The organism is Nocardioides sp. DN36 (genome assembly GCF_055380375.1).
The window spans coordinates 1,555,540-1,579,997 of record NZ_AP043823.1; the positions used below are offsets into that span (position 1 = coordinate 1,555,540).

The 24,458-nt window shown below is 71.7% G+C and carries 28 protein-coding genes; 10 read left to right on the plus strand and 18 right to left on the minus strand.

The annotated features are described in order from the left end of the window. Position 1 precedes the first annotated feature (1 nt). The 3 genes from ACZ43H_RS08420 to ACZ43H_RS08430 all read left to right on the plus strand — a co-directional run bounded on the left by ACZ43H_RS08420 (position 2) and on the right by ACZ43H_RS08430 (position 2,829). The gene (locus ACZ43H_RS08420; RefSeq protein ID WP_464589322.1) at positions 2 to 913 is read left to right on the plus strand and encodes a glucose-6-phosphate dehydrogenase assembly protein OpcA; all 912 of its coding nucleotides are present in this window, start codon (positions 2 to 4) and stop codon (positions 911 to 913) included. Beyond that, on the plus strand, positions 910 to 1,635 hold the full coding sequence (gene pgl, locus ACZ43H_RS08425) for a 6-phosphogluconolactonase (RefSeq protein WP_464589324.1): 726 nt from the start codon (positions 910 to 912) through the stop codon (positions 1,633 to 1,635). Before ACZ43H_RS08420 ends, pgl begins: the two co-directional genes overlap by 4 nt. Positions 1,636 to 1,863: 228 nt before the next feature. Beyond that, positions 1,864 to 2,829 (plus strand): type IV toxin-antitoxin system AbiEi family antitoxin domain-containing protein, encoded by a 966-nt coding sequence (locus ACZ43H_RS08430; protein WP_464589326.1) that lies wholly within the window; start codon positions 1,864 to 1,866, stop codon positions 2,827 to 2,829. Positions 2,830 to 2,944: 115 nt separating this feature from the next. Here ACZ43H_RS08430 and ACZ43H_RS08435 read toward each other — a convergent pair whose 3' ends face one another. The 9 genes from ACZ43H_RS08435 to uvrC all read right to left on the minus strand — a co-directional run bounded on the left by ACZ43H_RS08435 (position 2,945) and on the right by uvrC (position 11,673). Beyond that, the gene (locus ACZ43H_RS08435) at positions 2,945 to 3,253 is read right to left on the minus strand and encodes an RNA polymerase-binding protein RbpA (protein ID WP_464589328.1); all 309 of its coding nucleotides are present in this window, start codon (positions 3,251 to 3,253) and stop codon (positions 2,945 to 2,947) included. A 66-nt stretch (positions 3,254 to 3,319) separates the two neighbouring features. After that, positions 3,320 to 3,556, minus strand: a complete 237-nt coding sequence (gene secG, locus ACZ43H_RS08440; RefSeq protein ID WP_464589329.1) for a preprotein translocase subunit SecG — start codon at positions 3,554 to 3,556, stop codon at positions 3,320 to 3,322. Positions 3,557 to 3,585: 29 nt separating this feature from the next. After that, positions 3,586 to 4,356 carry a triose-phosphate isomerase gene (tpiA, locus tag ACZ43H_RS08445; RefSeq protein WP_464590775.1) on the minus strand — a complete coding sequence of 257 codons (771 nt, stop codon included), beginning with the start codon at positions 4,354 to 4,356 and terminating at the stop codon, positions 3,586 to 3,588. An 80-nt stretch (positions 4,357 to 4,436) separates the two neighbouring features. Further along, positions 4,437 to 5,636: a phosphoglycerate kinase gene (locus ACZ43H_RS08450; RefSeq protein ID WP_464589331.1), complete on the minus strand. Its 1,200-nt coding sequence runs from the start codon at positions 5,634 to 5,636 to the stop codon at positions 4,437 to 4,439. 3 nt (positions 5,637 to 5,639) lie between these two features. After that, positions 5,640 to 6,635, minus strand: coding sequence for a type I glyceraldehyde-3-phosphate dehydrogenase (gene gap, locus ACZ43H_RS08455; protein ID WP_464589332.1), 996 nt, complete (start codon positions 6,633 to 6,635; stop codon positions 5,640 to 5,642). 155 nt (positions 6,636 to 6,790) lie between these two features. Beyond that, complete coding sequence (whiA, locus tag ACZ43H_RS08460) at positions 6,791 to 7,777, minus strand: DNA-binding protein WhiA (RefSeq protein ID WP_379180546.1); 987 nt, start codon at positions 7,775 to 7,777, stop codon at positions 6,791 to 6,793. Between the two features lie 61 nt (positions 7,778 to 7,838). Then, the gene (locus ACZ43H_RS08465; protein ID WP_464589335.1) at positions 7,839 to 8,804 is read right to left on the minus strand and encodes a gluconeogenesis factor YvcK family protein; all 966 of its coding nucleotides are present in this window, start codon (positions 8,802 to 8,804) and stop codon (positions 7,839 to 7,841) included. Then, a complete protein-coding gene (gene rapZ, locus ACZ43H_RS08470) occupies positions 8,801 to 9,679 on the minus strand; it encodes an RNase adapter RapZ (protein ID WP_464590777.1) in 879 nt (292 codons plus the stop codon). Before rapZ ends, ACZ43H_RS08465 begins: the two co-directional genes overlap by 4 nt. Further along, entirely contained in the window at positions 9,676 to 11,673 is a 1,998-nt protein-coding gene (gene uvrC / locus ACZ43H_RS08475; protein WP_464589336.1) for an excinuclease ABC subunit UvrC, read from the minus strand. The genes rapZ and uvrC overlap by 4 nt, the downstream gene beginning before the upstream one ends. A gap of 166 nt (positions 11,674 to 11,839) precedes the next feature. On the opposite strand from uvrC, the gene ACZ43H_RS08480 reads away from it, so the two are divergent. Further along, a complete protein-coding gene (locus ACZ43H_RS08480; RefSeq protein WP_464589338.1) occupies positions 11,840 to 13,186 on the plus strand; it encodes a tetratricopeptide repeat protein in 1,347 nt (448 codons plus the stop codon). Positions 13,187 to 13,475: 289 nt separating this feature from the next. On the opposite strand, the gene ACZ43H_RS08485 is transcribed toward ACZ43H_RS08480, so the two are convergent. Together ACZ43H_RS08485 and uvrA are read right to left on the minus strand one after the other, a co-directional pair. Further along, on the minus strand, positions 13,476 to 13,892 hold the full coding sequence (locus ACZ43H_RS08485; RefSeq protein ID WP_464589340.1) for a Rieske (2Fe-2S) protein: 417 nt from the start codon (positions 13,890 to 13,892) through the stop codon (positions 13,476 to 13,478). Positions 13,893 to 13,993: 101 nt separating this feature from the next. Further along, the gene (gene uvrA / locus ACZ43H_RS08490) at positions 13,994 to 16,993 is read right to left on the minus strand and encodes an excinuclease ABC subunit UvrA (protein ID WP_464589342.1); all 3,000 of its coding nucleotides are present in this window, start codon (positions 16,991 to 16,993) and stop codon (positions 13,994 to 13,996) included. A 154-nt stretch (positions 16,994 to 17,147) separates the two neighbouring features. Between uvrA and ACZ43H_RS08495 the strand changes: the two genes are divergently transcribed. The 3 genes from ACZ43H_RS08495 to ACZ43H_RS08505 all read left to right on the plus strand — a co-directional run bounded on the left by ACZ43H_RS08495 (position 17,148) and on the right by ACZ43H_RS08505 (position 18,883). Next, positions 17,148 to 17,849: a maleylpyruvate isomerase family mycothiol-dependent enzyme gene (locus tag ACZ43H_RS08495; RefSeq protein WP_464589344.1), complete on the plus strand. Its 702-nt coding sequence runs from the start codon at positions 17,148 to 17,150 to the stop codon at positions 17,847 to 17,849. Then, on the plus strand, positions 17,843 to 18,517 hold the full coding sequence (locus ACZ43H_RS08500; RefSeq protein WP_464589346.1) for an MBL fold metallo-hydrolase: 675 nt from the start codon (positions 17,843 to 17,845) through the stop codon (positions 18,515 to 18,517). Before ACZ43H_RS08495 ends, ACZ43H_RS08500 begins: the two co-directional genes overlap by 7 nt. A gap of 78 nt (positions 18,518 to 18,595) precedes the next feature. Then, the gene (locus ACZ43H_RS08505; RefSeq protein ID WP_464589347.1) at positions 18,596 to 18,883 is read left to right on the plus strand and encodes a hypothetical protein; all 288 of its coding nucleotides are present in this window, start codon (positions 18,596 to 18,598) and stop codon (positions 18,881 to 18,883) included. Positions 18,884 to 18,902: 19 nt separating this feature from the next. Here the strand turns inward: ACZ43H_RS08505 and ACZ43H_RS08510 are convergent, their stop codons facing one another. The 4 genes from ACZ43H_RS08510 to ACZ43H_RS08525 all read right to left on the minus strand — a co-directional run bounded on the left by ACZ43H_RS08510 (position 18,903) and on the right by ACZ43H_RS08525 (position 21,232). Beyond that, the gene (locus tag ACZ43H_RS08510) at positions 18,903 to 19,322 is read right to left on the minus strand and encodes a hypothetical protein (protein ID WP_464589348.1); all 420 of its coding nucleotides are present in this window, start codon (positions 19,320 to 19,322) and stop codon (positions 18,903 to 18,905) included. A 124-nt stretch (positions 19,323 to 19,446) separates the two neighbouring features. Then, positions 19,447 to 19,860 (minus strand): VOC family protein, encoded by a 414-nt coding sequence (locus ACZ43H_RS08515; RefSeq protein WP_464589350.1) that lies wholly within the window; start codon positions 19,858 to 19,860, stop codon positions 19,447 to 19,449. 58 nt (positions 19,861 to 19,918) lie between these two features. Continuing rightward, positions 19,919 to 20,167 (minus strand): hypothetical protein, encoded by a 249-nt coding sequence (locus ACZ43H_RS08520; RefSeq protein ID WP_464589352.1) that lies wholly within the window; start codon positions 20,165 to 20,167, stop codon positions 19,919 to 19,921. A gap of 138 nt (positions 20,168 to 20,305) precedes the next feature. Beyond that, positions 20,306 to 21,232 (minus strand): NAD-dependent epimerase/dehydratase family protein, encoded by a 927-nt coding sequence (locus tag ACZ43H_RS08525; protein WP_464589353.1) that lies wholly within the window; start codon positions 21,230 to 21,232, stop codon positions 20,306 to 20,308. 97 nt (positions 21,233 to 21,329) lie between these two features. Between ACZ43H_RS08525 and ACZ43H_RS08530 the strand changes: the two genes are divergently transcribed. Beyond that, entirely contained in the window at positions 21,330 to 22,139 is an 810-nt protein-coding gene (locus ACZ43H_RS08530; RefSeq protein ID WP_464589355.1) for a hypothetical protein, read from the plus strand. A gap of 49 nt (positions 22,140 to 22,188) precedes the next feature. Here the strand turns inward: ACZ43H_RS08530 and ACZ43H_RS08535 are convergent, their stop codons facing one another. Continuing rightward, positions 22,189 to 22,572, minus strand: coding sequence for a DivIVA domain-containing protein (locus tag ACZ43H_RS08535; protein WP_464589357.1), 384 nt, complete (start codon positions 22,570 to 22,572; stop codon positions 22,189 to 22,191). Positions 22,573 to 22,698: 126 nt separating this feature from the next. Here ACZ43H_RS08535 and ACZ43H_RS08540 point away from each other — a divergent pair, with 126 nt between their 5' ends. Beyond that, positions 22,699 to 23,013 (plus strand): helix-turn-helix domain-containing protein, encoded by a 315-nt coding sequence (locus ACZ43H_RS08540; RefSeq protein WP_464589359.1) that lies wholly within the window; start codon positions 22,699 to 22,701, stop codon positions 23,011 to 23,013. Between the two features lie 65 nt (positions 23,014 to 23,078). Continuing rightward, complete coding sequence (locus ACZ43H_RS08545) at positions 23,079 to 23,222, plus strand: hypothetical protein (RefSeq protein ID WP_464589360.1); 144 nt, start codon at positions 23,079 to 23,081, stop codon at positions 23,220 to 23,222. Here the strand turns inward: ACZ43H_RS08545 and ACZ43H_RS08550 are convergent. Next, positions 23,210 to 23,833, minus strand: coding sequence for a ClpP family protease (locus tag ACZ43H_RS08550; protein ID WP_464589362.1), 624 nt, complete (start codon positions 23,831 to 23,833; stop codon positions 23,210 to 23,212). The two genes, ACZ43H_RS08545 and ACZ43H_RS08550, sit on opposite strands and share 13 nt — an antisense overlap. Before the next feature lie 7 nt (positions 23,834 to 23,840). Next, positions 23,841 to 24,458 (minus strand): ClpP family protease, encoded by a 618-nt coding sequence (locus ACZ43H_RS08555; RefSeq protein ID WP_464589363.1) that lies wholly within the window; start codon positions 24,456 to 24,458, stop codon positions 23,841 to 23,843.

Genomic DNA, 24,458 nt, shown 5'->3' on the forward strand with positions numbered 1-24,458 from the left:
CATGATCGAGCTCACCGACACGAACTCCGCCCAGATCGCGGCCGAGCTGATCCGCGCCCGCACCCGGGCGGGCAGCCCGGCGATGGGCATGGTGATGACGCTGATCATCGTCGCCGACGAGGACGACGCCGAGAGCGCCATGGCCGCGGCCCGGGCCGCCTCCCACGAGCACCCTGCCCGGGTCCTCGGCGTGATCCTCGGCGACGGTCGCGGCAACGCGATGGTCAACGCCCAGGTCGGCACCGGCAACGGCTGGACGGGTGAGACCGCACTGATCCGGCTCAAGGGCGAGGTGGTCAAGCACCCCGAGTCGGTGGTGCTGCCGCTGCTGCTCCCCGACTCCCCGGTCGCGGTCTGGTGGCCGTCGCACCCGCCGCAGGACCCGGCTGCCGACCCGCTCGGCGCCCTGGCGCAGCGCCGGATCACCGACGCGGCCGCCGCACAGCGCGGCAGGGCGCAGGCGATCCACCACCAGTGCACGGTCTACGCCAAGGGCAACACCGACCTGGCCTGGACCCGCATCACGCCGTGGCGGGCCCTGCTCGCGGCGTCCCTGGACCAGCACCAGCTGAAGGTCTCCTCAGCGTCGGTGACCTCGGAGCGGATCAGCCCGAGCGCGGACCTGCTGGCCGCGTGGCTGCGCGACCGGTTGAAGGTCGACGTGGAGCGCTCCGTCTCCGACGGCCCGGGGATCACCGAGGTCGTCCTCGAGACCAGGGAGGGCCCGATCCGCATCTCCCGACCGGACGGCAAGCTGGCCACCTTCACCTCCCCCGGTCGCCCGGACCGTCCGATCGCGCTCAAGCGCCGCGAGCTCCCCGAGCTGCTGGCCGAGGAGCTGCGCCGGCTCGACGAGGACGACGTGTACGCCGCCACCGCGCGTCGGCTCGCGAAGATGCGGGTGAAGCCATGAGCAGCCCCCGCATCGAGGTCCACGAGGACGCCACCACCCTGGCCACCTCGGTCGCCGGTGAGCTGCTCTCCCGCCTCGCCGACGCCCAGGCGGCCGGCCACGTCCCGCAGATCGCGCTGACCGGCGGCACCATCGCCGACGCGATCCACCGGGAGCTGGCTCGCCTCTCCCCCGGCTCCGAGGTCGACTGGTCCCGGGTCGTGGTCTGGTGGGGTGACGAGCGCTTCGTCGCCCCCGATGACCCGGAGCGCAACGCCGGCCAGGCCCGCTCGGCCCTCCTGGACGCGGTCGGGGTCGACCCCGCCCACGTGCACGAGATGCCCTCCACGGCGGACGCCCCCGACGTTGAGGCCGCGGCTGCGGCGTACTCAGACACGCTGCGCGAGCACGGCAGCGGCCAGTTCGACGTGGTCATGCTCGGTGTCGGGCCCGACGGCCACGTGGCCTCGCTGTTCCCGGGCAACGCCGCGCTCGACGTCGAGGACCGCATCGCCGTGGGCGTCACCGACTCCCCGAAGCCCCCGCCGCAACGGGTCAGCCTGACGTTCCCCGCCCTGAACCGCTCGCGCTCGGTGTGGTTCCTGGTCAGCGGCGACGCCAAGGCGACCGCCGTGGCCCGGGCGCTCGGCGGCGCGGACGTGCACGACATCCCCGCCGCCGGCGTCATGGGCTCGGAGGAGACGATCTGGTTCCTCGACCGCGCCTCGGCCTCCGCGCTCTAGAGGGTCGAGTCGGCGCAAGCTCGGCGCAAATCAGGCTCGAGTCGGCGCAACCTCGTCGGAAAACAAGCTCGAGTCGGCGCAACCTCGTCGGAAAACAAGCTCGAGTCGGCGCAAGCTCGGCGCAAAACAGGCTCGAGTCGGCGCAACCTCGTCGCGAACAGCCTGAGTTCTCCACAGATTCCGATCTCGGGGTGTGCCACCGCCGCCGATCCGGACAGGCTCGTGGGCATGGACATTCGCAGATATCTCGGGCAGCCGTTCCTCGACGACTCGTTCCCACTTCCGCTGGACATGCCGTTCACCACGAGGCAGGCGAGACACGAGGGTGTCTCGCGCGACAACCTCACCAAGCTCTGCCAGGAAGGACTGCTGCGCCGCCTCCTGCAGGGCGTGTACGTCGCGACCCAGGCCGGGGACTCGATCCCGCTCCGGGCCCAGGCGCTCAACCTCGTCGTACCCAAGGACTGCGTCGTCTGCGACCGGCACGCCGGCTGGCTGCACGGCGCGACGATGGTCCTCCGACCGAACGAGCACCTCGAGCTGATGCCGATCTCGGTGTTCCGCCCCTCAGGCAACGGGCGGCTGAGGAACGGCCTCGCTGCCAGCGGCGAGCGCAACCTGACGGCCGAGGACGTCGTGGAGCTCTACGGTCTCCGGGTCACCACGCCGCTGCGCACCGCGTGGGACCTGGGCCGGGTTCGCTGGCCCGAGCCGGCGATCAGCGCGCTCGACGCCATGCTGCGGCTCAATGCCTTCACCCACGAGGAGCTGCTCGCGGACATCGAACGCTTCCGTCGCATGCGCTGGATCACCACCCTGCGCGCCATGGCGCCGCTGGCGGACGGCCGTTCGGAGTCGCCCGGGGAGTCGGTCCTCCGGTTCCGCTGGCTCGGATGCCTGTTCGCACCGCCGACGCCCCAGTTCGAGATCTTCCGCGGCGGCCGGCTCCTGGCCCGCCTCGACCTGGCCAGTCCCGAGCTGCGCTTCGGGGCGGAGTACGACGGCGACGAGTGGCACAGCTCCCCCGAGCAGCAGGCCCACGACCGGACCCGCCGTGCGGAGGTCAGCGCGGAGGGCTGGCTGGTGCAGCCCTTCACGAGCCGCAACCTCTTCGGGGTCGGTCAGAACTGCGAGGAGCTGCTCATGACCGGTGCGCGCGAGGCCCGACGACGCTTCGGACGGCGTATCGCCTGACGAGCTTGCGCCGACTCGACCTGTTCTCGCGCCGAGCTTGCGCCGACTCGACCTGTTCTCGCGCCGAACTTGCGCCGACTCGACCCGTTCTCGCGCCGAGCTTGCGCCGACTCGACTAGAAGATGAGGTCGCCGGACTTGCGCCGTGAGCGCAGCAGGGCCAGGGCCTCGTCGAGGATGTCGGCGGCCTCCTGGTCGGAGCGACGCTCCTTCACGTAGGCCAGGTGCGTCTTGTACGGCTCGATCTTGGGAGCCGGCGGGGCGTTCTCGGCGTCACGGCCGGCCGGGAGCCCACACTTGGGGCAGTCCCAGGAGTCCGGCACCTGGGCCTCGACCGAGAAGGTCACCACCGAACGGTGCTCGTGCGAGCAGAAGTAGGTGACGGCCTGGCGCGGGGCGGACTCGCCACGCTCCGCCTCACCCATCGGGCCGGCCCCCACCCGGCTACCGCGAATAGCGTTTCCTCCACCAGCCACGGAAGGTTCCCTTTCTCAGTTCTGGTAGGCCAGGAGCAGGCCCAGGGCAATCACGCAGGCGAACCAGATGACACCGATGCCGACCGTGAGCCGGTCGAGGTTGCGCTCGGCCACCGAGGAACCGCCGAGCGAGCTGGAGACGCCGCCTCCGAACATGTCCGAGAGACCACCGCCACGACCCTTGTGGAGCAGGACCATGAGGATCATCAGGGCGCTCGAGGCGAGGAGCACGATGGTGAAGAGGAGAGTCACAGCCGAAATCCTACGTCACGCGCCGGCGCTCAGAGCACCGGCATGTCGTAGAAGCGGCAGATACCGCCGAACTCGTCCGCCTGCAGGCTCGCGCCACCGACGAGGCAGCCGTCCACGTCGTCCTTGGCCATGATCCCGGCGACGTTCGCGGCCTTGACCGAACCGCCGTACAGGATGCGTACGCCGTCGGCGGCCACGTCGCCGTGGACCTCACGGATCCGCTCGCGGATCGCCGCGCAGACCTCCTGCGCGTCCTCGGGCGTGGCCACCTCGCCGGTGCCGATCGCCCAGACCGGCTCGTAAGCCACTACCAGGCCGGCGACCTGCTCGGCGGTGAAGCCGGCCAGGCTGCCGTCGACCTGCGCCAGGGTGTACGGAACGTGCTCGCCGGCCTTGCGGACGTCCAGCCCCTCACCCACGCACACGATCGGCGTCATCGACGCGTCGAGCGCCTTGTGCGCCTTGGCGTTGACGACCTCGTCGGACTCCGCGTGGTACTCGCGCCGCTCGGAGTGCCCCACGACGACGTACGAGCAGCCCAGCTTGGCCAGCATGCCCGCGGAGATCTCGCCGGTGTAGGCGCCCGAGTCGTGGGTGGAGACGTCCTGCGCGGCGTACCGCACCGAGAGCCGGTCGCCGTCGACGAGCGTCTGGACCGAGCGCAGGTCGGTGAACGGCGGCACCACGACCACCTCGACCTTGCCGAAGTCGTGCTTCTTGTCGGCCAGGGTCCAGGCGAGCTTCTGGACCAGCACCACCGCTTCCTGGTGGTTGAGGTTCATCTTCCAGTTCCCCGCCATGAGGGGGGTGCGGGTAGCCACGTCAGTGGATCCTTTCGGGGTGGGGCTGACCAACGGGTGGGACGTCCGACGAGGTGGGGTCAGTCCTCCAGGACCTTGATGCCGGGCAGCTCCTTGCCTTCGAGGTACTCGAGGCTGGCGCCACCGCCGGTGGAGATGTGGCCGAAGGCCGACTCGTCGAAGCCCAGGGTGCGGACCGCTGCCGCGGAGTCACCACCACCGACGACCGAGAGGCCGTCGATCTTGGTGAGCGCCTCGGCGACCGCTCGGGTGCCGTCGGCGAAGGCGCCGACCTCGAACACGCCCATCGGGCCGTTCCAGAACACCGTCCGGGCGTCGGCCAGGGCGGCGGCGAAGGCGGCGGCCGACTCCGGGCCGATGTCGAGCCCGAGGGCGTCGGACGGGATCTCCGAGGCGGGTACGACGCGGGGCTGCGGCTCGCGGTCGCCGGAGGGGAACTCCGTGTCGACCACGATGTCGGTCGGCAGCAGGATCTCGACCCCCGACTCCCGGGCCCGGTCGAGGTAGGACCGGCAGGTGTCGAGCTGGTCGTCCTCGAGCAGGCTCCTGCCGACCTCGTGGCCCTGGGCCTTGAGGAAGGTGAAGACCATGCCGCCGCCGATCAGCAGCTTGTCGGCCTTCCCGAGCAGGTTGTCGATGACGCCGAGCTTGTCGGAGACCTTCGAACCGCCCAGCACGACCACGTAGGGCCGCTCGGGGGTCTCGGTGAGCCGTCGCAGGACGTCGATCTCGGTCGACACCAGGCCACCCATCGCGTGCGGGAGGCGCTGTGCGACGTCGTAGACCGACGCCTGCTTGCGGTGCACGACCCCGAAGCCGTCGGACACGAAGGCGTCCGCGAGCGAGGCCAGCTGGTCGGCGAACGCGCCGCGCTCGGCGTCGTCCTTGCTGGTCTCACCGGCGTTGAAGCGGACGTTCTCCAGCACCGCCACCTGGCCGTCGCCGAGCGCCTCGACGGTCGAGCGAGCGCTGTCGCCGACGGTGTCGGACGCGAACGCGACGTCGGCCCCGAGCAGCTCGCCGAGGCGGGCTGCGACGGGCGCGAGGGAGTACTTCGGGTCCGGCTCGCCCTTCGGACGGCCCAGGTGCGCGGTCACCACCACCCGCGCGCCGGCGTCGGCCAGCGCGCGGATGGTGGGGACGCTGGCGCGGATCCGGCCGTCGTCGGTGATGGTCGTGCCGTCCAGCGGGACGTTGAGGTCGGAGCGGACCAGGACCCGCTTGCCCCTCAGGTCACCCAGGGAGTCGATGCCGCTCATGCGTCAGAGGGTCTCGCCGATGTAGGAGATCAGGTCCGCGAGGCGGTTGGAGTAGCCCCACTCGTTGTCGTACCAGCCGACGACCTTGACCTGGTTGCCGATGACCTTGGTCAGCGGCGCGTCGAAGATGCACGACGCGGGGTCGGTCACGATGTCGGAGGACACCAGCGGGTCGGTGGAGTACTTCAGGAAGCGGCCGTCGGCGGCCTTCTCCACGGCGGCGTTGACCTCCTCGACGGTGGTCTCGCGGCCGGCCTCGAAGGTGAGGTCGGTGGCGGAGCCGGTCGGCACCGGCACGCGCAGCGCGTAGCCGTCGAGCTTGCCCTTGAGCTCGGGCAGCACCAGCCCGATCGCCTTGGCGGCGCCGGTCGAGGTCGGGACCACGTTGATCGCTGCGGCACGTGCGCGGCGCAGGTCCTTGTGGATGTTGTCCTGCAGGTTCTGGTCGGCGGTGTACGCGTGGACCGTCGTCATCAGACCCTTGACGATGCCGAACTCGTCGTTGAGGGCCTTGGCCATCGGCGCCAGGCAGTTGGTGGTGCACGACGCGTTGGAGATGACGGTGTGCTTCGCCGGGTCGTAGTCGGTGTGGTTGACACCCATGACCACGGTGATGTCCTCGTTGGAGGCGGGCGCGGAGATGATGACCTTCTTGGCGCCGGCGTCGACGTGGGCCTTGGCCTTGGTCGCGTCGGTGAAGAAGCCGGTGGACTCGACGACGACGTCGACGCCCAGGTCGCCCCACTTGAGGTTCGCGGGGTCGCGCTCCGCGAAGGTCTTGATCACCTGGTCGCCGACCCGGATCTCGTCGGCCGTGGCGGTGACCTCGGCGTCGAGACGGCCCAGGATCGAGTCGAACTTGAGCAGCGGGGCCAGGGACTTGTTGTCGGTCAGGTCGTTGACGCCGACGATCTCGATGTCGAGGCCCGACGCGCGCACGGCGCGGAAGAAGTTGCGGCCGATCCGGCCGAAGCCGTTGATGCCTACACGAACGGTCACTGCGAATGCTCCTTGCGGTGAGCTGAGCTGGCGGTGCGGTCCCCCGGTCGTGCCGGGTGCCGCGTCGTCCCGACCCTATCGCTACGTGCGACGCCCGCCACTTCGCGTATCGGAGTACGTGCCGGTAACAGCCTCGTCTCCCCGAATAGGGGGACTCAGGCCTCGTCGGCGAGCATCTCTGCGGTCAGCGAGGCCTCGGTGTCGGGGATGCCCAGCTCCTCGGCGCGCTTGTCGGCCATGGCGAGCAGGCGACGGATCCGGCCGGCGATCGCGTCCTTGGTCAGGATCGGGTCGTGCAGCTGGCCCAGCTCCTCGAGCGAGGCCTGCTTGTGCTCGAGCCGGAGGTGGCCGGCGAGCCGCAGGTGGTCGGGGATCTCCTCGCCCAGGATCTCCAGGGCGCGCTCGACACGGGCGCCGGCCGCGACCGCGGCGCGGGCGGAGCGGCGCAGGTTGGCGTCGTCGAAGTTCGCGAGCCGGTTGGCCGTGGCCCGGACCTCGCGGCGCATCCGGCGCTCCTCCCAGGCCATCAGCGACTCGTGCGCGCCGAGGCGGGTGAGCAGCTGGCCGATCGCGTCACCGTCGCGGATCACCACGCGGTCGACGCCGCGGACCTCGCGGGCCTTGGCCTGGATGCCGAGGCGGCGGGCCACGCCGACCAGGGCCAGCGCGGCCTCGGGACCGGGGCAGGTGACCTCGAGGGCCGAGGAGCGGCCGGGCTCGGTCAGCGAGCCGTGGGCCAGGAACGCACCGCGCCACGCGGCGACCGCGTCGCAGCCGCCGCCCGAGACCACGGCCGGGGGCAGGCCCCGGACGGGCCGGCCGCGCTGGTCGAGGAGGCCGGTCTGGCGCGCGAGGGCCTCGCCGTCCTTGACGATGCGCACGATGTAGCGGCTGCCCTTGCGGATGCCGTTGCCCTGCACCATCACCACGTCGGACTGGTGGCCGTAGACCTCGGCGATGTCCTTGCGCAGCCGGCGAGCGGCGGCGCCGGTGTCGAGCTCGGCCTCGACCACGATCCGGCCGCTGACGATGTGCAGCCCACCGGCGAAGCGCAGCATCGAGGCCACCTCGGCCTTGCGGCAGCAGGTCTTCGTGATCTGGGTGCTCGACAGCTCTGCCTTCACCTGTGCCGTCATCGCCATGCCGGAATCCTTACACGCTCGTCAATCACCGTCGAAACCCTCGCCCGCCCTGCCGCCCGGGTCACACGGAGGACATGATCCGCTCGTACGCAGCGGCCAGCCGGTGCGGGTCGTGGCGCGGCGACCCGTCGTCCATCGCCACGTCGTCGACGACCAGCTCGGCGCCGTACGACGCCACTGCCTCGGCCAGCCCGGCGGGCTCGTCACCACTGCCTGCATCGGCCAGCACGGTGTGGATCTTGAGGTCGGGTGCGTGCTCGAACAGGACGGCGAGGTGGTCGGCGGGACCGAAGCCGTGGGTCTCCCCCGCCTGCTCGGCCAGGTTGAGCACCACCACGATCCGGGCGTCGGTGTCGACGAGGGCCTCGCGCAGCTCGGGGACCATCAGGTGCGGGATCACGGAGGTGAACCAGGAGCCGGGCCCCAGCACCACCCAGTCGGCCTCCCGCACCGCGGCAACGGCCTCGGGGCAGGCCACCGGCTCGGGCTCGAGGCGGATCGCGACGATGTCGCCGTCCGTCGTCGCGACCTCCACCTGGCCGCGCACGGTCGTGAGCGCCGCGGAGTCGGCGGGGTCGAGCCCCCGCACGTCGGCGGCGATGTCGAGCGGGGTCAGCGCCATCGGCAGCACCCGTCCGGTGGCCCCGAGGAGCCTCCCGACCCAGTCCAGGGCCTGCACGTGGTCACCGAGCTGCTCCCAGAGGCTGACGATCAGCAGGTTGCCGACCACGTGCCCGCGCATCTGGCCGTCGCCGGCGAAGCGGTGCTGCAGCACCTGTGCCCAGGTCGCGCCCCAGTCGTCGGTGCCACAGAGCGCCGCGAGCGCCATCCGCAGGTCACCCGGAGGCAGCACGCCGAACTCGCCGCGGAGCCGGCCCGACGACCCTCCGTTGTCGGCCACGGTCACGACCGCAGTGAGGTCGTCCACGACGAGCTCGTCGACGAGCAGGCGCAGCGCCTGGAGGGAGGCGTGCAGGCCGTGACCGCCTCCGAGCGCGACGGCCGACTGGGCGCGGGCCGACGTCACTCGCGCCCCAGGTCACGGTGCGTGGCGCGGACGGCGTACCCCTGCTCCTGGAGGCGGCGGGCGATCTCCTCGGTCATCGCGACGCTGCGGTGCTTGCCGCCGGTGCAGCCCACGGCGATCGTCATGAACCGCTTGCCCTCGCGCAGGTAGCCCTCGGCGACGCCGGCGAGCACCGGGACGTAGCCGTCGAGGAACTCGGCGGCGCCCGGCCGGGTCATGACGTAGTCGGCCACCTCGGGGTCACGGCCGGTGCCGGCACGCAGCTCAGGCACCCAGAACGGGTTGGGCAGGAAGCGGATGTCGGCCACGAAGTCGGCGTCGACCGGGATGCCGTACTTGAAGCCGAAGCTGGTGACGGTGACGCCCAGCCGCGTCGAGTCGGGGGTGCCGAAGGCCTCGGCGATCCGGTCGGTCAGCTGGTGGACGTTCAGCGACGTGGTGTCGATGACCAGGTCCGCCTCGCTGCGCAGGTCGGCGAGGACCTTGCGCTCGCGCTGGAGCCCGTCGAGCAGGCGACCGCCGGCCTGCAGCGGGTGCGGCCGGCGGGCGGCCTCCTGGCGGCGGACGAGCACGTCGTCGGTGGCCTCGAGGAACACCAGCGTGGTGTGCCGGCCGGTGGCGCCCTGGGCGAGGTTGGCCTGGAGGGACTGGAAGAACGATCCCGAGCGCACGTCGACCACGACCGCGATGGGCTGCTCGGTGCCCCGGCTCTCGTCCACCAGCCGCACCACCTCGCGCAGGAGGCTCGGGGGCATGTTGTCGACGACGTAGAAGCCGAGGTCCTCCAGCTCCTTGGCGGCCGTGCTGCGCCCCGCCCCGGTCATGCCGGTGACCACCACGAGCTCGCCGCGATGGGTCTCGCCTGCGGTCATCAGGACTCCTCTATCTCGCCGGTGGCGGTGTTGACGCTCAGCCGCGGGCCAGTCTGGCCGTTGGCACGGGTGGCCGCGACCGCTTCCTTGATGGAGGTGGCGGTGCGGACCCCGATGCCGGGGACCTGGGCGATCTCCTCGACGCTGGCCTCGCGGAGCTTCTTCAGCGACCCGAAGTGCTTGAGCAGCGTCTTGCGCCGCACCTCCCCCAGGCCCGGCACGTCGTCGAGGAGGCTCTCCACCATGGTCTTCGAGCGCCGCGACCGGTGGTGGGTGATAGCGAACCGGTGGGCCTCGTCGCGGATCCGCTGCAGGAGGTAGAGGCCCTCGGAGGAGCGGGCCAGGATGACCGGGTCCTCCTGGCTCGGCAGCCAGACCTCCTCCAGGCGCTTGGCCAGCCCGCAGACGGGGATGTCGTCGATGCCGAGCTCGTCGAGCGCCCGCTGGGCGGCCGCGACCTGCGGCGGCCCGCCGTCGACCACGACGAGCCCCGGAGCGTAGGCGAACTTGCGCGGCCGCCCGGTCTCGGGGTCGACCAGCATCGGGCCGCCCTCCCCCTCGACGGTCTCGGAGCGGGCCTGCTCGTCGAGCAGCCGGCGGAACCGGCGGGTGATCACCTCGTGCATCGAGGCGACGTCGTTCTGGCCGTCCACCCCCTTGATCACGAAGCGGCGGTACTCGCCCTTGCGGGCCAGGCCGTCCTCGAAGACCACCATCGAGGCCACCACCTCGGTGCCCTGCAGGTTGGAGATGTCGTAGCACTCGATGCGCAGCGGCACCTCGTCGAGCTCGAGCGCGTTCTGGATCTCCTCGAGAGCCCGGTTGCGGGTGGTGAGGTCGCTGGCCCGCTTGGTCTTGTGGAGCGCGAGGGCCTGCGACGCGTTGCGCGCCACGGTCTCCTGCAGCGTCTTCTTGTCGCCACGCTGAGGCACCCGGATCGAGACCCGGCCACCGCGCAGGTCGCCGAGCAGCTGCTCGAACGTCTCGAGGTCGGGCGGCAGCGCCGGGACCAGGATCTCCCGCGGGATGGTGTCGGCGTCACCGGCGTAGAGCTGGAGCAGGAAGTCCTCGACCAGCTCGGGGGTGCCGCCCTCGTCCACGCGGTCGGCGACCCAGCCGCGCTGGCCGCGGATCCGGCCACCCCGCACGTAGAAGATCTGGACGGCGACCTCGAGGGGGTCCTCGGCCAGCGCGATCACGTCGGCGTCCGCCCCGTCGCCGAGCACGACCGCCTGCTTCTCCAGCGCCCGCTCCATCGCCCCGAGGTCGTCGCGCAGCCGCGCGGCCTTCTCGAAGTCCATCGCGTCGGAGGCGGCGTACATCTCCTTCTCGATGCGGCGGATGAACGGTCGGGTCTGGCCGCCCATGAAGTCGCAGAAGTCGTCGACGATCGCGCGGTGCTCCTCGGGGCTGACCTTGCCGACGCAGGGCGCCGAGCACTTGTCGATGTAGCCGAGCAGGCACGGCCGGCCGATCTGGGCCGAGCGCTTGAAGACGCCGTTGCTGCACGAGCGCATCGGGAAGACGCGCAGCAGGATGTCCACGGTCTCGCGGATCGCCCAGGCGTGGCTGTAGGGGCCGAAGTAGCGGGTGCCCTTGCGCTTGGCCCCGCGCCCGACCATCACGCGGGGGAACTCCTCGCCGACCGTGACCGCCAGCCAGGGGTAGGACTTGTCGTCGCGGTACTTCACGTTGAAGCGGGGGTCGTACTCCTTGATCCAGGAGTACTCCAGCTGCAGCGCCTCGACCTCGGTGTTGACGACGGTCCACTCGACGCTCGCCGCCGTGGTCACCATGGTGGCGGTGCGGGCGTGCAGGTTGCCGATGTCCTGGAAGTACGACGAGAGCCGGGCGCGGAGGTTCTTGGCCTTGCCGACGTAGATGACGCGGCGCTTGGCGTCCCGGAACCGGTAGACACCGGGTTGGGTCGGGATCGAGCCGGGCTCCGGCCGGTAGGACAGCGGACCCCGGGCGGAACGCGTCGGTCGAGCAGGCACGCCCCAACCCTACGGTCCGGTGGGGACAGCCCCGTGGGCGCGGGGGCCGGGGGCGCGCGTGGGACAAGGGACGTTCGGCCCGGGAAAGCGCCCCGCACTCACCCGAAGATGGGAAACGCCCACCGTCGAAGCACGGAAACATTGTCTAGTGTCTTAGTTTAGTTACATGCCCTGTCGTGACCGGTACGGATATGAGCTCACCGCGAGCCGCGAGGCCGCCGCGGCGTACGACCGCGGGCTGGGGCGGCTGCTGCGGCTGCAGGAGGGCGCGGTCGACGCGTTCGCGGGGGCGATCGCCCACGACCCGACCTTCGCGCTCGGGCACGCCGCCCTGGCGCTGCTCGGTCACGAGATGTGCGCCCCCGTCGACGTGCCGGCCCGGCTGCGGCAGGCCGAGCACCTCGCCCACCGGGCCGGCGACCGCGAGCGCAGCCACGTGCACGCCGTCGTCCGCCACGTCCGGGGCGACTCGGCTCCCCTGGTGGCCCACCTCGAGGCCTACCCGCGCGACGCACTCCTGCTCTCGACCGCCGTCCCCACCATCGCGTTCGCCGGCGTCACCGAGGTGCCGCAGGAGGCGTGGGCGATCGTCGAGAGGGCCGTCCCGGCGTACGGCGACGACTGGTGGTTCACCGGCCTGCTCGCGTTCGTCCGGCAGGAGCAGCGGCGCTTCGACGAGGCGATGACCCTCTCGTGCCGGTCGCTGCGCCAGGAGCCGGCCGCGGGCCACTCGGCACACGCCCGGGCGCATGCCCACTACGAGACCGGCGACCACGAGGCCGGTCTGTCGTGGATGGACTCCTGGGTGACCGGGGACGGTGCCGGGAGCGAGAGCCTGAGCCACTTCTCCTGGCACGCCGCGATGCACGAGCTGTCGATCGGTGACCTCGACGCCGTCCGGCGCCGGTACGACACCCAGCTGCGACCGGAGCTCGGGCTCGGGTGTCGCTCGCTGGTCGACACCGGGTCGCTGCTGTTCCGGTGGGCACTGACCCCCGGCGCCGATGACGTGCCCCCGATGTCCGTCGTGGCCGGCGTCGTCGGCCGCGAGGGCCTGGAGCGCCCCGCCACGCCGTTCCTCGCGCTGCACGCCGCCGTGGTGCTGCTCGCGGTCGGCGACGGGCCGGGCCTGGCGCGGCTGGGGACCTGGGCGCGTGGGCACGCCAACCCGACCTTCCGCGAGGTCGTGGAGCCGCTGGCCCGGGCACTGTCACGGATGCAGGCCGGTCGTTGCTCGGCCGCCGCCGACGACCTGGCCTCGCTCACCGCGGGCCTCCCCCGCCTCGGCGGCTCCGACGCCCAGCGCGAGATCGTGGAGGAGGCCCGGATCGCGGCGCTGCTCCGCGCGGGGCGGTACGACGAGGCCCGGCTCGTCCTCGACCTCAGGCTGGACCGTCGGCGCTCGCCGCGGGACGAGGCGTGGCGGGCGAGGTGCCGCCCGACCGCCACACACGGTCCCGGCGGCGCCGGTCGCGGGCACGCAGACCCTGCTCCGCGACCACCAGCCCCATGACCATGGCTGCCAGGCTGGTCGTCGGCGCCGGCTCGAACGTCGTCCCGTGAGGCATCAGCGCGACGACGCCGGCCAGCGCGACCCAGAGGACCGCGACGAACGTGAGTCGCTCGACCAGGTCCCGCCGGTGGACCAGCTGCCAGGCGACCCCGCAGAGCGTGCCGGCGACGATCACGGCCCGCGGACTGGAGGACTCGGCACCCGACAGCAGCAGCCACGGCAGCACCCAGAAGGCGGAACGGACGAACGACCTCCAGGCCCCCGCGACTGACTGCACGGGCGGATTGTGTCAGGCGAGCCTGATCTCGCCGCCCTTGACCGTCACCTTCACCGCGGGCAGGGGCGAGGGCGCGGGCCCGGACTCGACCGCGCCGTCCTGGATCGAGAAGTGGCTGTTGTGGCACGGGCAGTTGATGGTGCCGTCCTTGACCTCGGCCACCGTGCAGCCCTGGTGGGTGCACACCGCCGAGAACGCCTTGAACTCCCCCTTCGCCGGCTGGGTCACGACCACCTTCTCGTCGGCGAAGACCGCCCCGCCCCCGACCGGGATGTCGGCAGCCGGGCCCAGGTCGGTGCCGGCGGGGGCGTTCGAGCCGGGATCCGTGGCCGTGCCGCCACCCCCGCCGCAGGCGGCCAGGATCGGGAGCCCCAGCCCGACGGTGGCGGCACCCGTGAGGGCGTGGCGGCGGGTCAGTCCTTCGGTCACGGTGGTTGCCCTTCGTCTCAGGAGTGGTTGAACTTCACACTACGGTCGAACCCCTGCCGGGGGTTCGACCGGTGCATGAGAGTTCGATGAGAAACCGCTCCTCAGCTGCGGGGCTTGCGGGCCACGGCCTTCTTGGCGGTCGCCTTCCTGGCGGTGGTCTTCTTCGCTGCAGGCTTCCCGGTCACGGCCTTCTTCGCCGGGGCTGCGGCCGCCGAGAGCCGTCGGGTGGGCTGCCTGGCCTCCTTGCCCTCGAGCAGCGGCGCGAGGAACTGCCCGGTGAAGCTCTCCGGGACCGCGGCGACGGCCTCCGGGGTGCCCTCGGCCACGACCGTGCCGCCGCGTGAGCCGCCCTCCGGACCCATGTCGACCAGCCAGTCGGCCGTCTTGATGACGTCGAGGTTGTGCTCGATGACCAGCACGGTGTTGCCGGCGTCGACCAGTCGGCCCAGCACCAGCAGCAGCTTGCGGATGTCCTCGAAGTGCAGACCGGTGGTGGGCTCGTCGAGGACGTAGACCGTGCGGCCGGTGGACCGCTTCTGCAGCTCCGCGGAGAGCTTGACGCGTTGTGCCTCGCCGCCGGACAGCGTGGTCGCCGGCTGGCCGAGCCGGACGTAGCCCAGCCCCACCTCGACCAGGGTCTTGAGGTGGCGGGCGATCGCGGGGACGGCCGCGAAGAAGTCGACCGCCTCCTCGATCGGCATGTCGAGGACCTCCGCGATGGTCTTGCCCTTGTAGTGCACCTCGAGCGTCTCGCGGTTGTAGCGCGCACCGTGGCAGACCTCGCAGGGGACGTAGACGTCCGGGAGGAAGTTCATCTCGATCTTGATCGTGCCGTCGCCCGCGCACGCCTCGCAGCGCCCGCCCTTGACGTTGAAGGAGAAGCGGCCCTGCAGGTAGCCCCGCATCTTCGCCTCGGGGGTCGCCGCGAAGAGCTTGCGGATGTGGTCGAAGACCCCGGTGTACGTCGCGGGGTTGGACCGCGGGGTGCGCCCGATCGGGGACTGGTCGACGTGGATGACCTTGTCGACGTGGTCGAGGCCGCTGATCTTCTGGTGCCGCCCGGGGACGGCGCGGGCGTTGTAGAGCTGCTTGGCCAGGGACGTGTAGAGGATGTCGTTGACCAGCGTGGACTTGCCGGAGCCGGAGACACCGGTGACGGCCACGAACAGCCCGAGGGGGAAGGTCACGTCGACGTTCTGCAGGTTGTGCTCGCGGGCGCCGTGGACGGTCAGCTCGCGGCCCTTGGTCCGCGGCCGGCGCACCTCCGGGACCGGGATCTCGCGGCGACCGGAGAGGTACTGCCCGGTCATCGAGTCGGGGTGGGTGAGCAGGTCGGCGACCTTGCCGCTGTGGACCACCTGTCCGCCGTGCTCGCCGGCGCCCGGACCGATGTCGACGATCCAGTCGGCGACCCGGATGGTGTCCTCGTCGTGCTCCACCACGATCAGTGTGTTGCCGAGGTCCTTGAGCCGGACCAGGGTCTCGATCAGCCGGTGGTTGTCGCGCTGGTGCAGGCCGATCGAGGGCTCGTCGAGGACGTAGAGGACGCCCACGAGGCCGGCACCGATCTGGGTGGCCAGCCGGATGCGCTGGGCCTCGCCACCGCTGAGCGAGCCCGAGGGACGGTCCAGCGAGAGGTAGTCGAGGCCCACGTCGAGCAGGAAGTTGAGCCGCTCCTGGATCTCCTTGAGCACCCGCTCACCGATCTGGCGCTCGCGCGCGGACAGGTCGAGGTTGCGCAGGTAGTCGGCGGTCTCGTTGATCGGCAGGGCGCAGACCTCGGCGATGCTGAGTCCGCCCTGGTCGCGCGCCCCCAGCGTGACCGCCATCGAGACCGGCTTGAGCCTGCTGCCGCCACAGGTCGGGCACGGCACCTCGCGCATGAAGCCCTCGAACCGCTCGCGGCTCGTGTCGGACTCGGCCTCGCGGTGCCGGCGCTCGATGTAGCCGCGGACACCCTCGAACTCGGCGTAGTAGGCCCGCTGGCGGCCGTAGCGGTTGCGGGTGACGACGTGGACCTTGGTCGGGTGACCGTTGAGCAGCGACTTCTGCTGCTTGGCGGTCAGCTCCTCCCACGGGGTGTTCAGGTCGAAGCCCAGCTCCTCGCCCAGGGCACCCATCAGGCGCAGGAAGTAGTCGGAGACGTGGGCCTGGCTCCAGGGCTGGATGGCGCCCTCGCCGAGGGTGGCCTGCGGGTTGGGGACGACCAGCTCCGGGTCGACCTCCATCCGGGTGCCGAGGCCGTGGCACGCGGGGCAGGCGCCGAACGGGCTGTTGAACGAGAACGACCGGGGCTCGAGCTCGTCGGTGTCGATGGCGTGGTCGTTGGGGCACGACATCTTCTCGCTGAACTTCATCTCGCGCCCGGGGTCCTTGGCGTCGAGGTCGACGAAGTCGAAGAGCACCAGGCCACCGGCGAGGTTCAGCGCGGTCTCGACCGAGTCGGTGAGCCGCCGCTTGGACGACTCCTTGACCGCGAGGCGGTCCACGACGACCTCGATCGTGTGCTTCTTCTGCTTGTCCAGCTTCGGGGGGTCGTCGAGGGTGTGGGTCTCACCGTCGACCCGGGCCCGCGAGAACCCCTGGGTCTGGAGCTGGCGGAACAGCTCGACGTACTCGCCCTTGCGGCCGCGGATCACCGGGGCCAGCACCTGGAAGCGGCGGCCCTCCTCCAGCGCGAGGATGCGGTCGACGATCTGTTGGGGGGTCTGACGCTCGATCGGGGCGCCGCAGGTCGGGCAGTGCGCCCGGCCGGCCCGCGCGTAGAGCAGGCGGAGGTAGTCGTAGACCTCCGTGATGGTCCCGACGGTCGAGCGCGGGTTCTTCGACGTGGACTTCTGGTCGATCGAGACCGCGGGCGAGAGGCCCTCGATGAAGTCGACGTCCGGCTTGTCCATCTGGCCGAGGAACTGGCGGGCGTACGCCGAGAGGGACTCGACGTACCGCCGCTGGCCCTCGGCGAAGATCGTGTCGAACGCCAGCGAGGACTTGCCCGACCCGGACAGGCCGGTGAAGACGATGAGGGAGTCCCGCGGGAGGTCGAGGGAGACGTCCTTGAGGTTGTGCTCCCGGGCCCCCCGGATGATCAGCTGCTCCGCCACTGGCGATCCCCTGCAAAGTTGAGTCTGGCACTGTCGGTGTCGGTTCGAACGCCCCAACAATGGCACGGGCCACCGACATTCCTCCTCCCGCGCACCCGTGGGGGTGAGTGCGTGGTGGGTGGAAGTGACGCACGACGCACGACAGGATGGGCCCATGCCCGCTGCGTACGCCGACCCCGACCTCCTCGCCGAGGCCTCCCAACGCCTGATCCGCACCGTCGACCAGCTCGACGACGCCGCGTGGGCGGAGCCGAGCGGACTGCCCGGCTGGACCCGTGCGCACGTCGTCGCGCACCTCGTGCTCAACGCCGAGGGGCTGTCCGGGGCGCTCAGCGGCATCGTGCAGGGTGAGGCGATCCCGATGTACGCCTCGCAGGAGGGTCGCGACCGCGACATCGAGGATCTCGCGCAGGCGGCGCCAGCCGAGCTGAGGACCCGCCTCCTCGGGGCGACGACCGACCTCGCCGACGCGCTCGCGGCGATCCCCGAGGACGTCTGGCCGACCCGGATCGAACGGGTCCCCGAGGGGCGCACCTTCGCGGCCTCGTCGGTGCCGGACATGCGGCTGCGGGAGGTCGAGATCCACCACGCCGACCTCGGTGCCGGCTACTCGCGCGGCGACTGGTCGACCGGCTTCGCAGCGATGGTCATCGACTCCATGGGCCGCCGCGACGCCTCGGACTCCCCGTTCACCGCCCGGGCGACCGACCAGGACCGCTCCTGGACCTTCGGTTCGGGTGCAGGGCCTACGGTGTCGGGGACGACCGCGGACCTGGCCTGGTGGCTCACCGGACGCGGGACGGGCGAAGGACTGACGAGCGACGACGGCGAGCTGCCGGGAATCGGGGCATGGTGACCTACACGGGAGAGGTGGAGCCGGGCGGCTCCCCCGACGTCCGCGAGCTGGAGCGGCTGAGCATCACCAAGGTCGCCGTCGACGAGAAGATGTCGAACAACTGCTACCTGCTCCGCTGCCGGGCGACCGGGGAGCAGGTGCTCGTCGACGCCGCTGCCGAGTCCGAGACGCTGCTGCCCCTCGTCGGCGACGAGGGGCTCGCCACGGTGGTGACCACCCACCAGCACTGGGACCACCACCGGGCCCTCGAGGACGTCGTGGCCGCCACCGGCGCCGCGGTGGTCGCCGGCGCACCCGACGCGGTGGCCATCACCGAGCAGACCGGCGTCCCGGTCACCCGCGAGGTGCGCCAGGGCGACACGGTCGCGGTCGGCGAGTGCAGCCTCGAGGTGATCGCGCTCGCCGGCCACACGCCGGGCTCCATCGCACTGCTGTACGACGACCCCTCCGGCCACCCGCACCTGTTCACCGGTGACTCCCTGTTCCCCGGAGGCGTCGGCAACACGTTCGGCGACGAGGCGGCGTTCGTCCAGCTCATCGACGAGGTCGAGACCAAGGTCTTCCAGCGGCTGCCCGACGAGACCTGGTTCTACCCCGGTCACGGCAACGACTCGACGATCGGCGCCGAGCGGCCCCATCTCGCGGAGTGGCGAGCCCGCGGCTGGTGAGGCCCCGACCTCCCTCGTTCGAGTGATGCCCCGGCCGGGTCGTCCGGCTAGCGTCGGAATCGGAATGGGAGGTCCGTCATGGCCTACGGAGTCGTTCATCACTTCCCGGGTGGCACGAAGGATCAGTACGAGGCGTCGATCGCGGCGGTCCATCCCGCGGCTGATGTCCTCCCCGACGGTCAGGTCTTCCACGCGGCCGGCCCCTCGGAGGGCGGCTGGACGATCATGGCCGTCCACGAGTCGCAGGAGAGCTGGGAGCGCTTCCGCGACGAGGTCCTGATGCCACGCATGGAGGCGGGCATCGCGGGCGGGTTCGAGTCGGCGCCGCAGGAGACGGTGGTCGACCTCTACAAGATCCTGCCGTAGCCGCCCGGGCCGGGACGGCTCAGGAGGCGAGCGCGCCGCGGAACGCCGCGAAGATCTCCAGCGAACGCCGGTCCGGGGCCGTGCCGGTCGCCACGCGGTGCACCATCTCGTCGCGCGACATGCCCGACTCGACGGCCAGCGCGAGCAGCTCGGCGTCGTACAGGTCGATCCAGGTCCACAGGACCAGGGTCGGGACGCCCCGTGCGCCGGCGAGCTCACAGACCGCTGCCGCCCGGCCGGCCGGCAGCGTGTGGCGCAGGAGCACCTCGATGTCGGCCATGGTGGCGCCGTCGGGGTGCTCGTGCAGGTGGTCGAGACGGTGCTGGACCTCGCGGTGCCGCCGGTAGCGCGCCATCGGCGCGGCCTCGATCTTCCAGAACGCGAGACACAGGATGGCGACGACCACGGCATTCACGGCGATCAGTCCGACGACGAACATGCAGGACTCCAGGGGGACGGGGGCTCGCAAGCGAGCGTTCCCATCTCGGTGCCGTCTCAATCCTCCCTGCGCGCCTCGCTGCCCGCCGGACTAGACAGCGGACCGGGCAGGGCGCCCGCCCGGGCTAGGCGCCGCGAGCGGCCTGCCAGGCCGAGACCTCGGCCTCGCTGCGCAGGACGCAGAACTCGTTGCCTTCCGGGTCGGCCATCACGACCCAGCCGGGTCCGTCGGGCTTGCGGTGATCGGCGACCTCGGTGGCGCCCAGCCCGAGCAGCCGCTCGACCTCGTCGTCGCGGGTCGCGTCGCCGGCAGGACGCACGTCGAGGTGCAGCCGGTTCTTGACCGTCCTGAGCTCGGGGACCTCGCAGAAGATCAGGCCGACGCGGCGGTCATCGGGGTCGACGATCACGCACTCGGAGTGCCCGGGCTCGTTCGGGTCGCCGGGGACGTCCGTGTAGCCGAGGAGCGGCTTCCACCACTCGGAGAGGTCGTAGGCGTTGCGGCAGTCGACAGCGACGTGGTGCACGAGGAGAGTCATGGCGGCAGTCTCGTGCGCGGCGTCCGCGTCGGCGACCGATTTCATCCGCCCGGCAGGATCAGCGGCCCTGCTGTGCCTCGCGCCGCTCGTGGAGGCGCTGCTGCGCGGCCGGCAGGAAGGCCAGGCACGGCGCGTCGCTCCCCGGGTGCTTCTCGTCCAGGTGGAAGATCCAGCGGTCCATGGCGGCCATGAAGCCGTTGTCGCCGCCGGGCCGGTAGGCCGACCAGCTGCGGTGCCCCTTGGCGACGCACTCGGTGCAGCTGATCTTGTAGACGAACTGCCGGTCCTCGCCCAGGTCGATCCTCACCCTGGCCAGGGGGCCTGCCTCCGCGGCGGCCTTCCTCTCACGGGCGGATCTGCTCGCCGTCATGTCTCACCTCGGGTCTGGTCGGCCAGTGGAGCCTACCGGCCGCCGTCGTCGCCCCCTCCGTCCACCCGGCCGCCCTCAGTCCTGCCCTCGATGCAGACCGACCTCGAGCTCCGCCAGGGCTCCGGCGAGGTCCACCGAGGGGACCCAGCCCCACCTGCGGGCCCGGTCGGCCAGGATGCGGCCGGTCCATGCCGGGGCGTCGTCCCAGACCGGCTGCACGCCGAGCGCCCCGGTGACGGTCGCGTAGTAGTCGCGCAGCGTGGCCGGGCCCGCGGAGACGTTGACCGCGGTGCAGTCCCCCACGACCGGTCCGTCCGCAGGAACGGGCGTGCCGGCCACCCGGCCGACCGCGATGTCGGAGGCGAAGGCAACGAGGTCCTCGACGTGCACCCACGCGAAGCTCTGCCCGGGCACGGCATGCCGCGCCCGCTCGTCGTCACGGATGGCCGCCGGCCGCAGGGAGTTCCAGACCGAGGTCTCGCCGGCGCCCAGGATCGCCGGCGGCCGCAGGAGGACGCGCGTGATCCCCTCGACGCCGGCCAGGGCGGCGTCGGCATCGCGCTTGGTCACCGCGTAGTCGCCGGCGCCGTCGTCCACGAGCGGCGAGGACTCGTCGACGTCCCCGACGCCGGGCGAGCGGTCGTAGACGGCCGCCGTCGAGACGTGGACCAGGCGCTCGACGCCGGCGGCCGCCGCCGCACGCGCGAACGTCGTGGTGCCCTCGACCCCGATCCGGTGCTGGGTCTCGCGGTCGCTGCCCATCGGGTGCACAGTCGTGACCGCCGAACCCGCCCCCTCGACCACCGCGGACGCGAAGCCCGGGTCGGTGAAGTCGCCGACCCGCTCCTCCACCCCGGGCAGCACCGGGGCACTTCCGGCACGTCGTACGACGGCACGCACGGTCGCGCCACGCGCGACCAGGGCGGCGCAGACCCGGGCTCCGACGAAGCCGTTGGCGCCGGTGACCACGCAGACGGGGGCGGTGACGTGGGAGTCGTTCATGGGCCCACCTTGGCACGCCGCGGAAGGGCGCGACCCTCACCAGGATGAGGGTCCACGACTTGCCAACGCCCCCGTGGTCCTGCCTACGTTGGCGCGCATGACTCTGCGTCCCCGTGCCCGTCGACTCACCGTCCTGGCGCCGGCTCTCGCGCTGGCGCTCCCCCTGCTACCGGGTCCGAGCAGCCCGCCGGCGCTGGCCCACCACGCGGGCCCGGCCCCGGGACCGGTCAATGCCCAGAGCACGTTCAAGTGGGGCAGGCCCCAGTGGCAGGACGAGTTCGAGTACGCGGGGACCAAGCGCTACTGGCACGTCTCCGGGCGCGGCAACGTGCGGCCCCAGCACGGCATGCTCACCCTCAACACGGCGCGCCGGGGCGACACCCGGGCGCTCCTGGACCGCCGCGGACACGCGACCGGCAGGTGGGAGATCCGGCTGCGGTCCCACCGCTACACGACGCGGGCCACCGACTACCGCGTGCGCACCGAGCTCGTCCCCGCGGGCGACCGGGCCCAGCACTGCGGCGCCCGCAACGTCGCCCTGGAGACCTATCGGCCGGGTCACGGGCGCGCCCACCTCTACATCCGCAACCTGGCCCACCGCGAGTTCTCGGCCCACAAGCACCTCAACCTCAGCAACGACCGGTGGCACACCTTCGGCGTCGAGGTCACCCACCGTCGGATCTCCTGGTTCGTCGACGCCCACGTGATCAGGACCGAGCGTCGTCCGAAGGCGCTGTCCGGCGTCCCCTTCACCGTCCGGTTCAGCATGGATGCCCCGCGAGGAGCGCGCATGAACCAGAGCCGGATGCAGATGGACTGGCTGCGCTACTTCGACCTGCACCGACCCAACCAGAAGTCGGTCAAGGCTCCGCCCACCACCAGGGGCAGGTACGCCGGCGCCTGCTGACCGCCTCCGGCCGTGGTGCGGCGCTGCTCCCCACCCGGAGGGCGCGCCGTCACCGCAGCCAGGTGAAGGCGGCCACCCCGACGACGAACGTTGCCCACGCGAGGCCGGCCACGGCCATGGGCGAGGAGGGCACGACTCGGCGGGCCGGTGGCCGGTAGACCGAACCCGCGCCGGCCCGCACCGTGGCCCGGGCCCAGTCGAGGAACCGGTCGACCTGGTGGGCGCGGTAGCCCTCCCGCAGCCAGGTCCGGTCGAACCGGGTGGTCTCCATCTGCCCCTCGGGCATCCGCCCGTCCGCCAGTCCCCGGTGCAGGACGTCCAGGAACTCGTCGACCTGGCGCATGTCGTAGGACCCGCCGAGCCGCGCCGGCTCGAACCGGGACTGCTCGACGTCCTCCGGGGTCATCGGCCTGCGGAGGTCACGTCGGCGCATGCGCACGAGGCTAGGCGGAGGCGGCACGGAGGTCGAAACGGCGCACCGACAGTCGAGACGCCCAGGCCCGTTCGCCGGCGGCGAACAGGGCTGCCCCTCGGCCGCGCGTGGGCCTAGCCTCGCTCCATGGGTGAGCTGATCGCGTTCCCGAGTCCACCGGCCCGACCCGCCGCGGCCCCGCCGGAGCCGCTGTGGCGGGACGCGGTCGGGCGCGAGCTCCGCGGCGAGCGGCAGCGCCAGGAGCGCACGCTCCACGACGTCGCGGACGCCGCCGGCGTCTCGACGCAGTACCTCTCCGAGGTCGAGCGCGGCCGCAAGGAACCGAGCTCCGAGGTCCTCGGTGCGGTCGCCGGTGCACTGGGGCTGCGCCTGGTGGACCTGACCGGCCGGGTCACGCGGAGCCTCGGCACGATGAGCGGGCCGGTGTGCCTCGCGGCCTGACCATTCCCCCCGGGCAGGCACCGGCGTAGCCTCGAGGGAAGTTCCTCTCCTCCGAGGAGGCCGTCATGACGTGGCTGGTCCTGATCCTGTTGGCAGTCCTCTTCCTCGCCGTCGTGTGGTGGCAGAGCGGCAAGAGGCACCGTGGCGTCGACGACGGCCAAGCCCGGAGCTCCCGGGAGAAGACCGAGGGCAAGATCTACCCCCTGTGAACAGCTCCCGACCCTGACGGGAGCTTGCGGCTGTCCAGCACGGCATCGGCCAGCCCGTAGGCGACCGCCTCGTCGGCGGTGAGCACCAGGTCACGGTCGGTGTCCCGGCGCAGCCTCTCGACGTCCTGGCCGGTGTGCCGGGACAGGATCGCCTCCATCTCCGCGCGCAACCGGACGATCTCCTTCGCCTGCAGCGCGAGGTCGGGCAGGGTGCCCTGGCCGCCCCCCGAGGGCTGGTGCAGCACCACCCGCGCGTGCGGGAGGACGCTCCGGCGTCCCTCCGCACCGCTGGCGAGCAGCACCGCGGCGCCCGACGCGGCCTGCCCCACGCAGGTGGTGGCGACGGGTGAGCGGATGAACTGCATCGTGTCGTAGATGGCCAGCATCGCGGTCACCGAGCCACCCGGCGAGTTGAAGTAGAGGTTGATCGGGGTCTCCGGGCTCTCGGACTCCAAGTGCAGCAGCTGGGCGATCACGACGTTCGCCACCCCGTCGTCGATCTCGGTGCCCAGGTAGACGATGCGGTCGGTGAGCAGGCGGCTGTAGATGTCGACCGCGCGCTCGCCACGCAGCGTCTTCTCGACCACGCTCGGGATCGTGTAGGTGCTCATGGCCGCCTCACCGGAGCCCGAAGGTCGGTGCGGGCCGGGCCGGCGTCACCGCGCCGACGTCGGTGAGGATCTGGTCGACGAAGCCGTACTCCCTGGCCTGCTCGGCGGTGAACCACCGGTCGCGCAGGGCGTCGGCCTCGACCCGCTCGCGGGGCTGGCCGGTGTGCTCGGCGATCAGCCCCATCATGACGTCCTTGGTGTGCTCGAGGTTCTCCGCCTGGATCTCGATGTCGATGGCGGTGCCGCCGATGCCGGCCGAGCCCTGGTGCATCAGCACCCGCGAGTGCGGCAGCGCGTAGCGCTTGCCCGGGGTCCCGGCCGACAGCAGGAACTGGCCCATGCTGGCCGCCAGCCCCATCGCCAGGGTGCTGACGTCGTTGGGGATGAGCCGCATGGTGTCGTAGATGGCGAGCCCGGCGGACACCGAGCCGCCCGGCGAGTTGATGTAGAGGCTGATGTCGCGGTGCGGGTCCTCGGCGGACAGGAGCAGCAGCTCGGCGCAGAGGCGGTTGGCGATCGCGTCGTCGACCTCCTGCCCGAGGACGATGATCCGCTGGTGCAGGAGGCGGGTGGTGAGCTGGTCGTCGAGGGATCCGGTCGGGCGTTCGGGTGCGGTCTGGGTCAT

Excerpts from the sequence above, each read along its gene's own strand:
- ACZ43H_RS08420 (WP_464589322.1), top strand. The coding sequence starts at position 2 with ATGATCGAGCTCACCGACACGAACTCCGCCCAGATCGCGGCCGAGCTG.
- pgl (WP_464589324.1), top strand. The coding sequence starts at position 910 with ATGAGCAGCCCCCGCATCGAGGTCCACGAGGACGCCACCACCCTGGCC.
- ACZ43H_RS08430 (WP_464589326.1), top strand. The coding sequence starts at position 1,864 with ATGGACATTCGCAGATATCTCGGGCAGCCGTTCCTCGACGACTCGTTC.
- ACZ43H_RS08435 (WP_464589328.1), bottom strand. The coding sequence starts at position 3,253 with ATGGGTGAGGCGGAGCGTGGCGAGTCCGCCCCGCGCCAGGCCGTCACC.
- tpiA (WP_464590775.1), bottom strand. The coding sequence starts at position 4,356 with ATGGCGGGGAACTGGAAGATGAACCTCAACCACCAGGAAGCGGTGGTG.
- ACZ43H_RS08450 (WP_464589331.1), bottom strand. The coding sequence starts at position 5,636 with ATGAGCGGCATCGACTCCCTGGGTGACCTGAGGGGCAAGCGGGTCCTG.
- whiA (WP_379180546.1), bottom strand. The coding sequence starts at position 7,777 with ATGGCGATGACGGCACAGGTGAAGGCAGAGCTGTCGAGCACCCAGATC.
- ACZ43H_RS08480 (WP_464589338.1), top strand. The coding sequence starts at position 11,840 with ATGCCCTGTCGTGACCGGTACGGATATGAGCTCACCGCGAGCCGCGAG.
- ACZ43H_RS08495 (WP_464589344.1), top strand. The coding sequence starts at position 17,148 with ATGCCCGCTGCGTACGCCGACCCCGACCTCCTCGCCGAGGCCTCCCAA.
- ACZ43H_RS08500 (WP_464589346.1), top strand. The coding sequence starts at position 17,843 with ATGGTGACCTACACGGGAGAGGTGGAGCCGGGCGGCTCCCCCGACGTC.
- ACZ43H_RS08505 (WP_464589347.1), top strand. The coding sequence starts at position 18,596 with ATGGCCTACGGAGTCGTTCATCACTTCCCGGGTGGCACGAAGGATCAG.
- ACZ43H_RS08510 (WP_464589348.1), bottom strand. The coding sequence starts at position 19,322 with ATGTTCGTCGTCGGACTGATCGCCGTGAATGCCGTGGTCGTCGCCATC.
- ACZ43H_RS08515 (WP_464589350.1), bottom strand. The coding sequence starts at position 19,860 with ATGACTCTCCTCGTGCACCACGTCGCTGTCGACTGCCGCAACGCCTAC.
- ACZ43H_RS08525 (WP_464589353.1), bottom strand. The coding sequence starts at position 21,232 with ATGAACGACTCCCACGTCACCGCCCCCGTCTGCGTGGTCACCGGCGCC.
- ACZ43H_RS08530 (WP_464589355.1), top strand. The coding sequence starts at position 21,330 with ATGACTCTGCGTCCCCGTGCCCGTCGACTCACCGTCCTGGCGCCGGCT.
- ACZ43H_RS08535 (WP_464589357.1), bottom strand. The coding sequence starts at position 22,572 with ATGCGCCGACGTGACCTCCGCAGGCCGATGACCCCGGAGGACGTCGAG.
- ACZ43H_RS08540 (WP_464589359.1), top strand. The coding sequence starts at position 22,699 with ATGGGTGAGCTGATCGCGTTCCCGAGTCCACCGGCCCGACCCGCCGCG.
- ACZ43H_RS08545 (WP_464589360.1), top strand. The coding sequence starts at position 23,079 with ATGACGTGGCTGGTCCTGATCCTGTTGGCAGTCCTCTTCCTCGCCGTC.
- ACZ43H_RS08550 (WP_464589362.1), bottom strand. The coding sequence starts at position 23,833 with ATGAGCACCTACACGATCCCGAGCGTGGTCGAGAAGACGCTGCGTGGC.
- ACZ43H_RS08555 (WP_464589363.1), bottom strand. The coding sequence starts at position 24,458 with ATGACCCAGACCGCACCCGAACGCCCGACCGGATCCCTCGACGACCAG.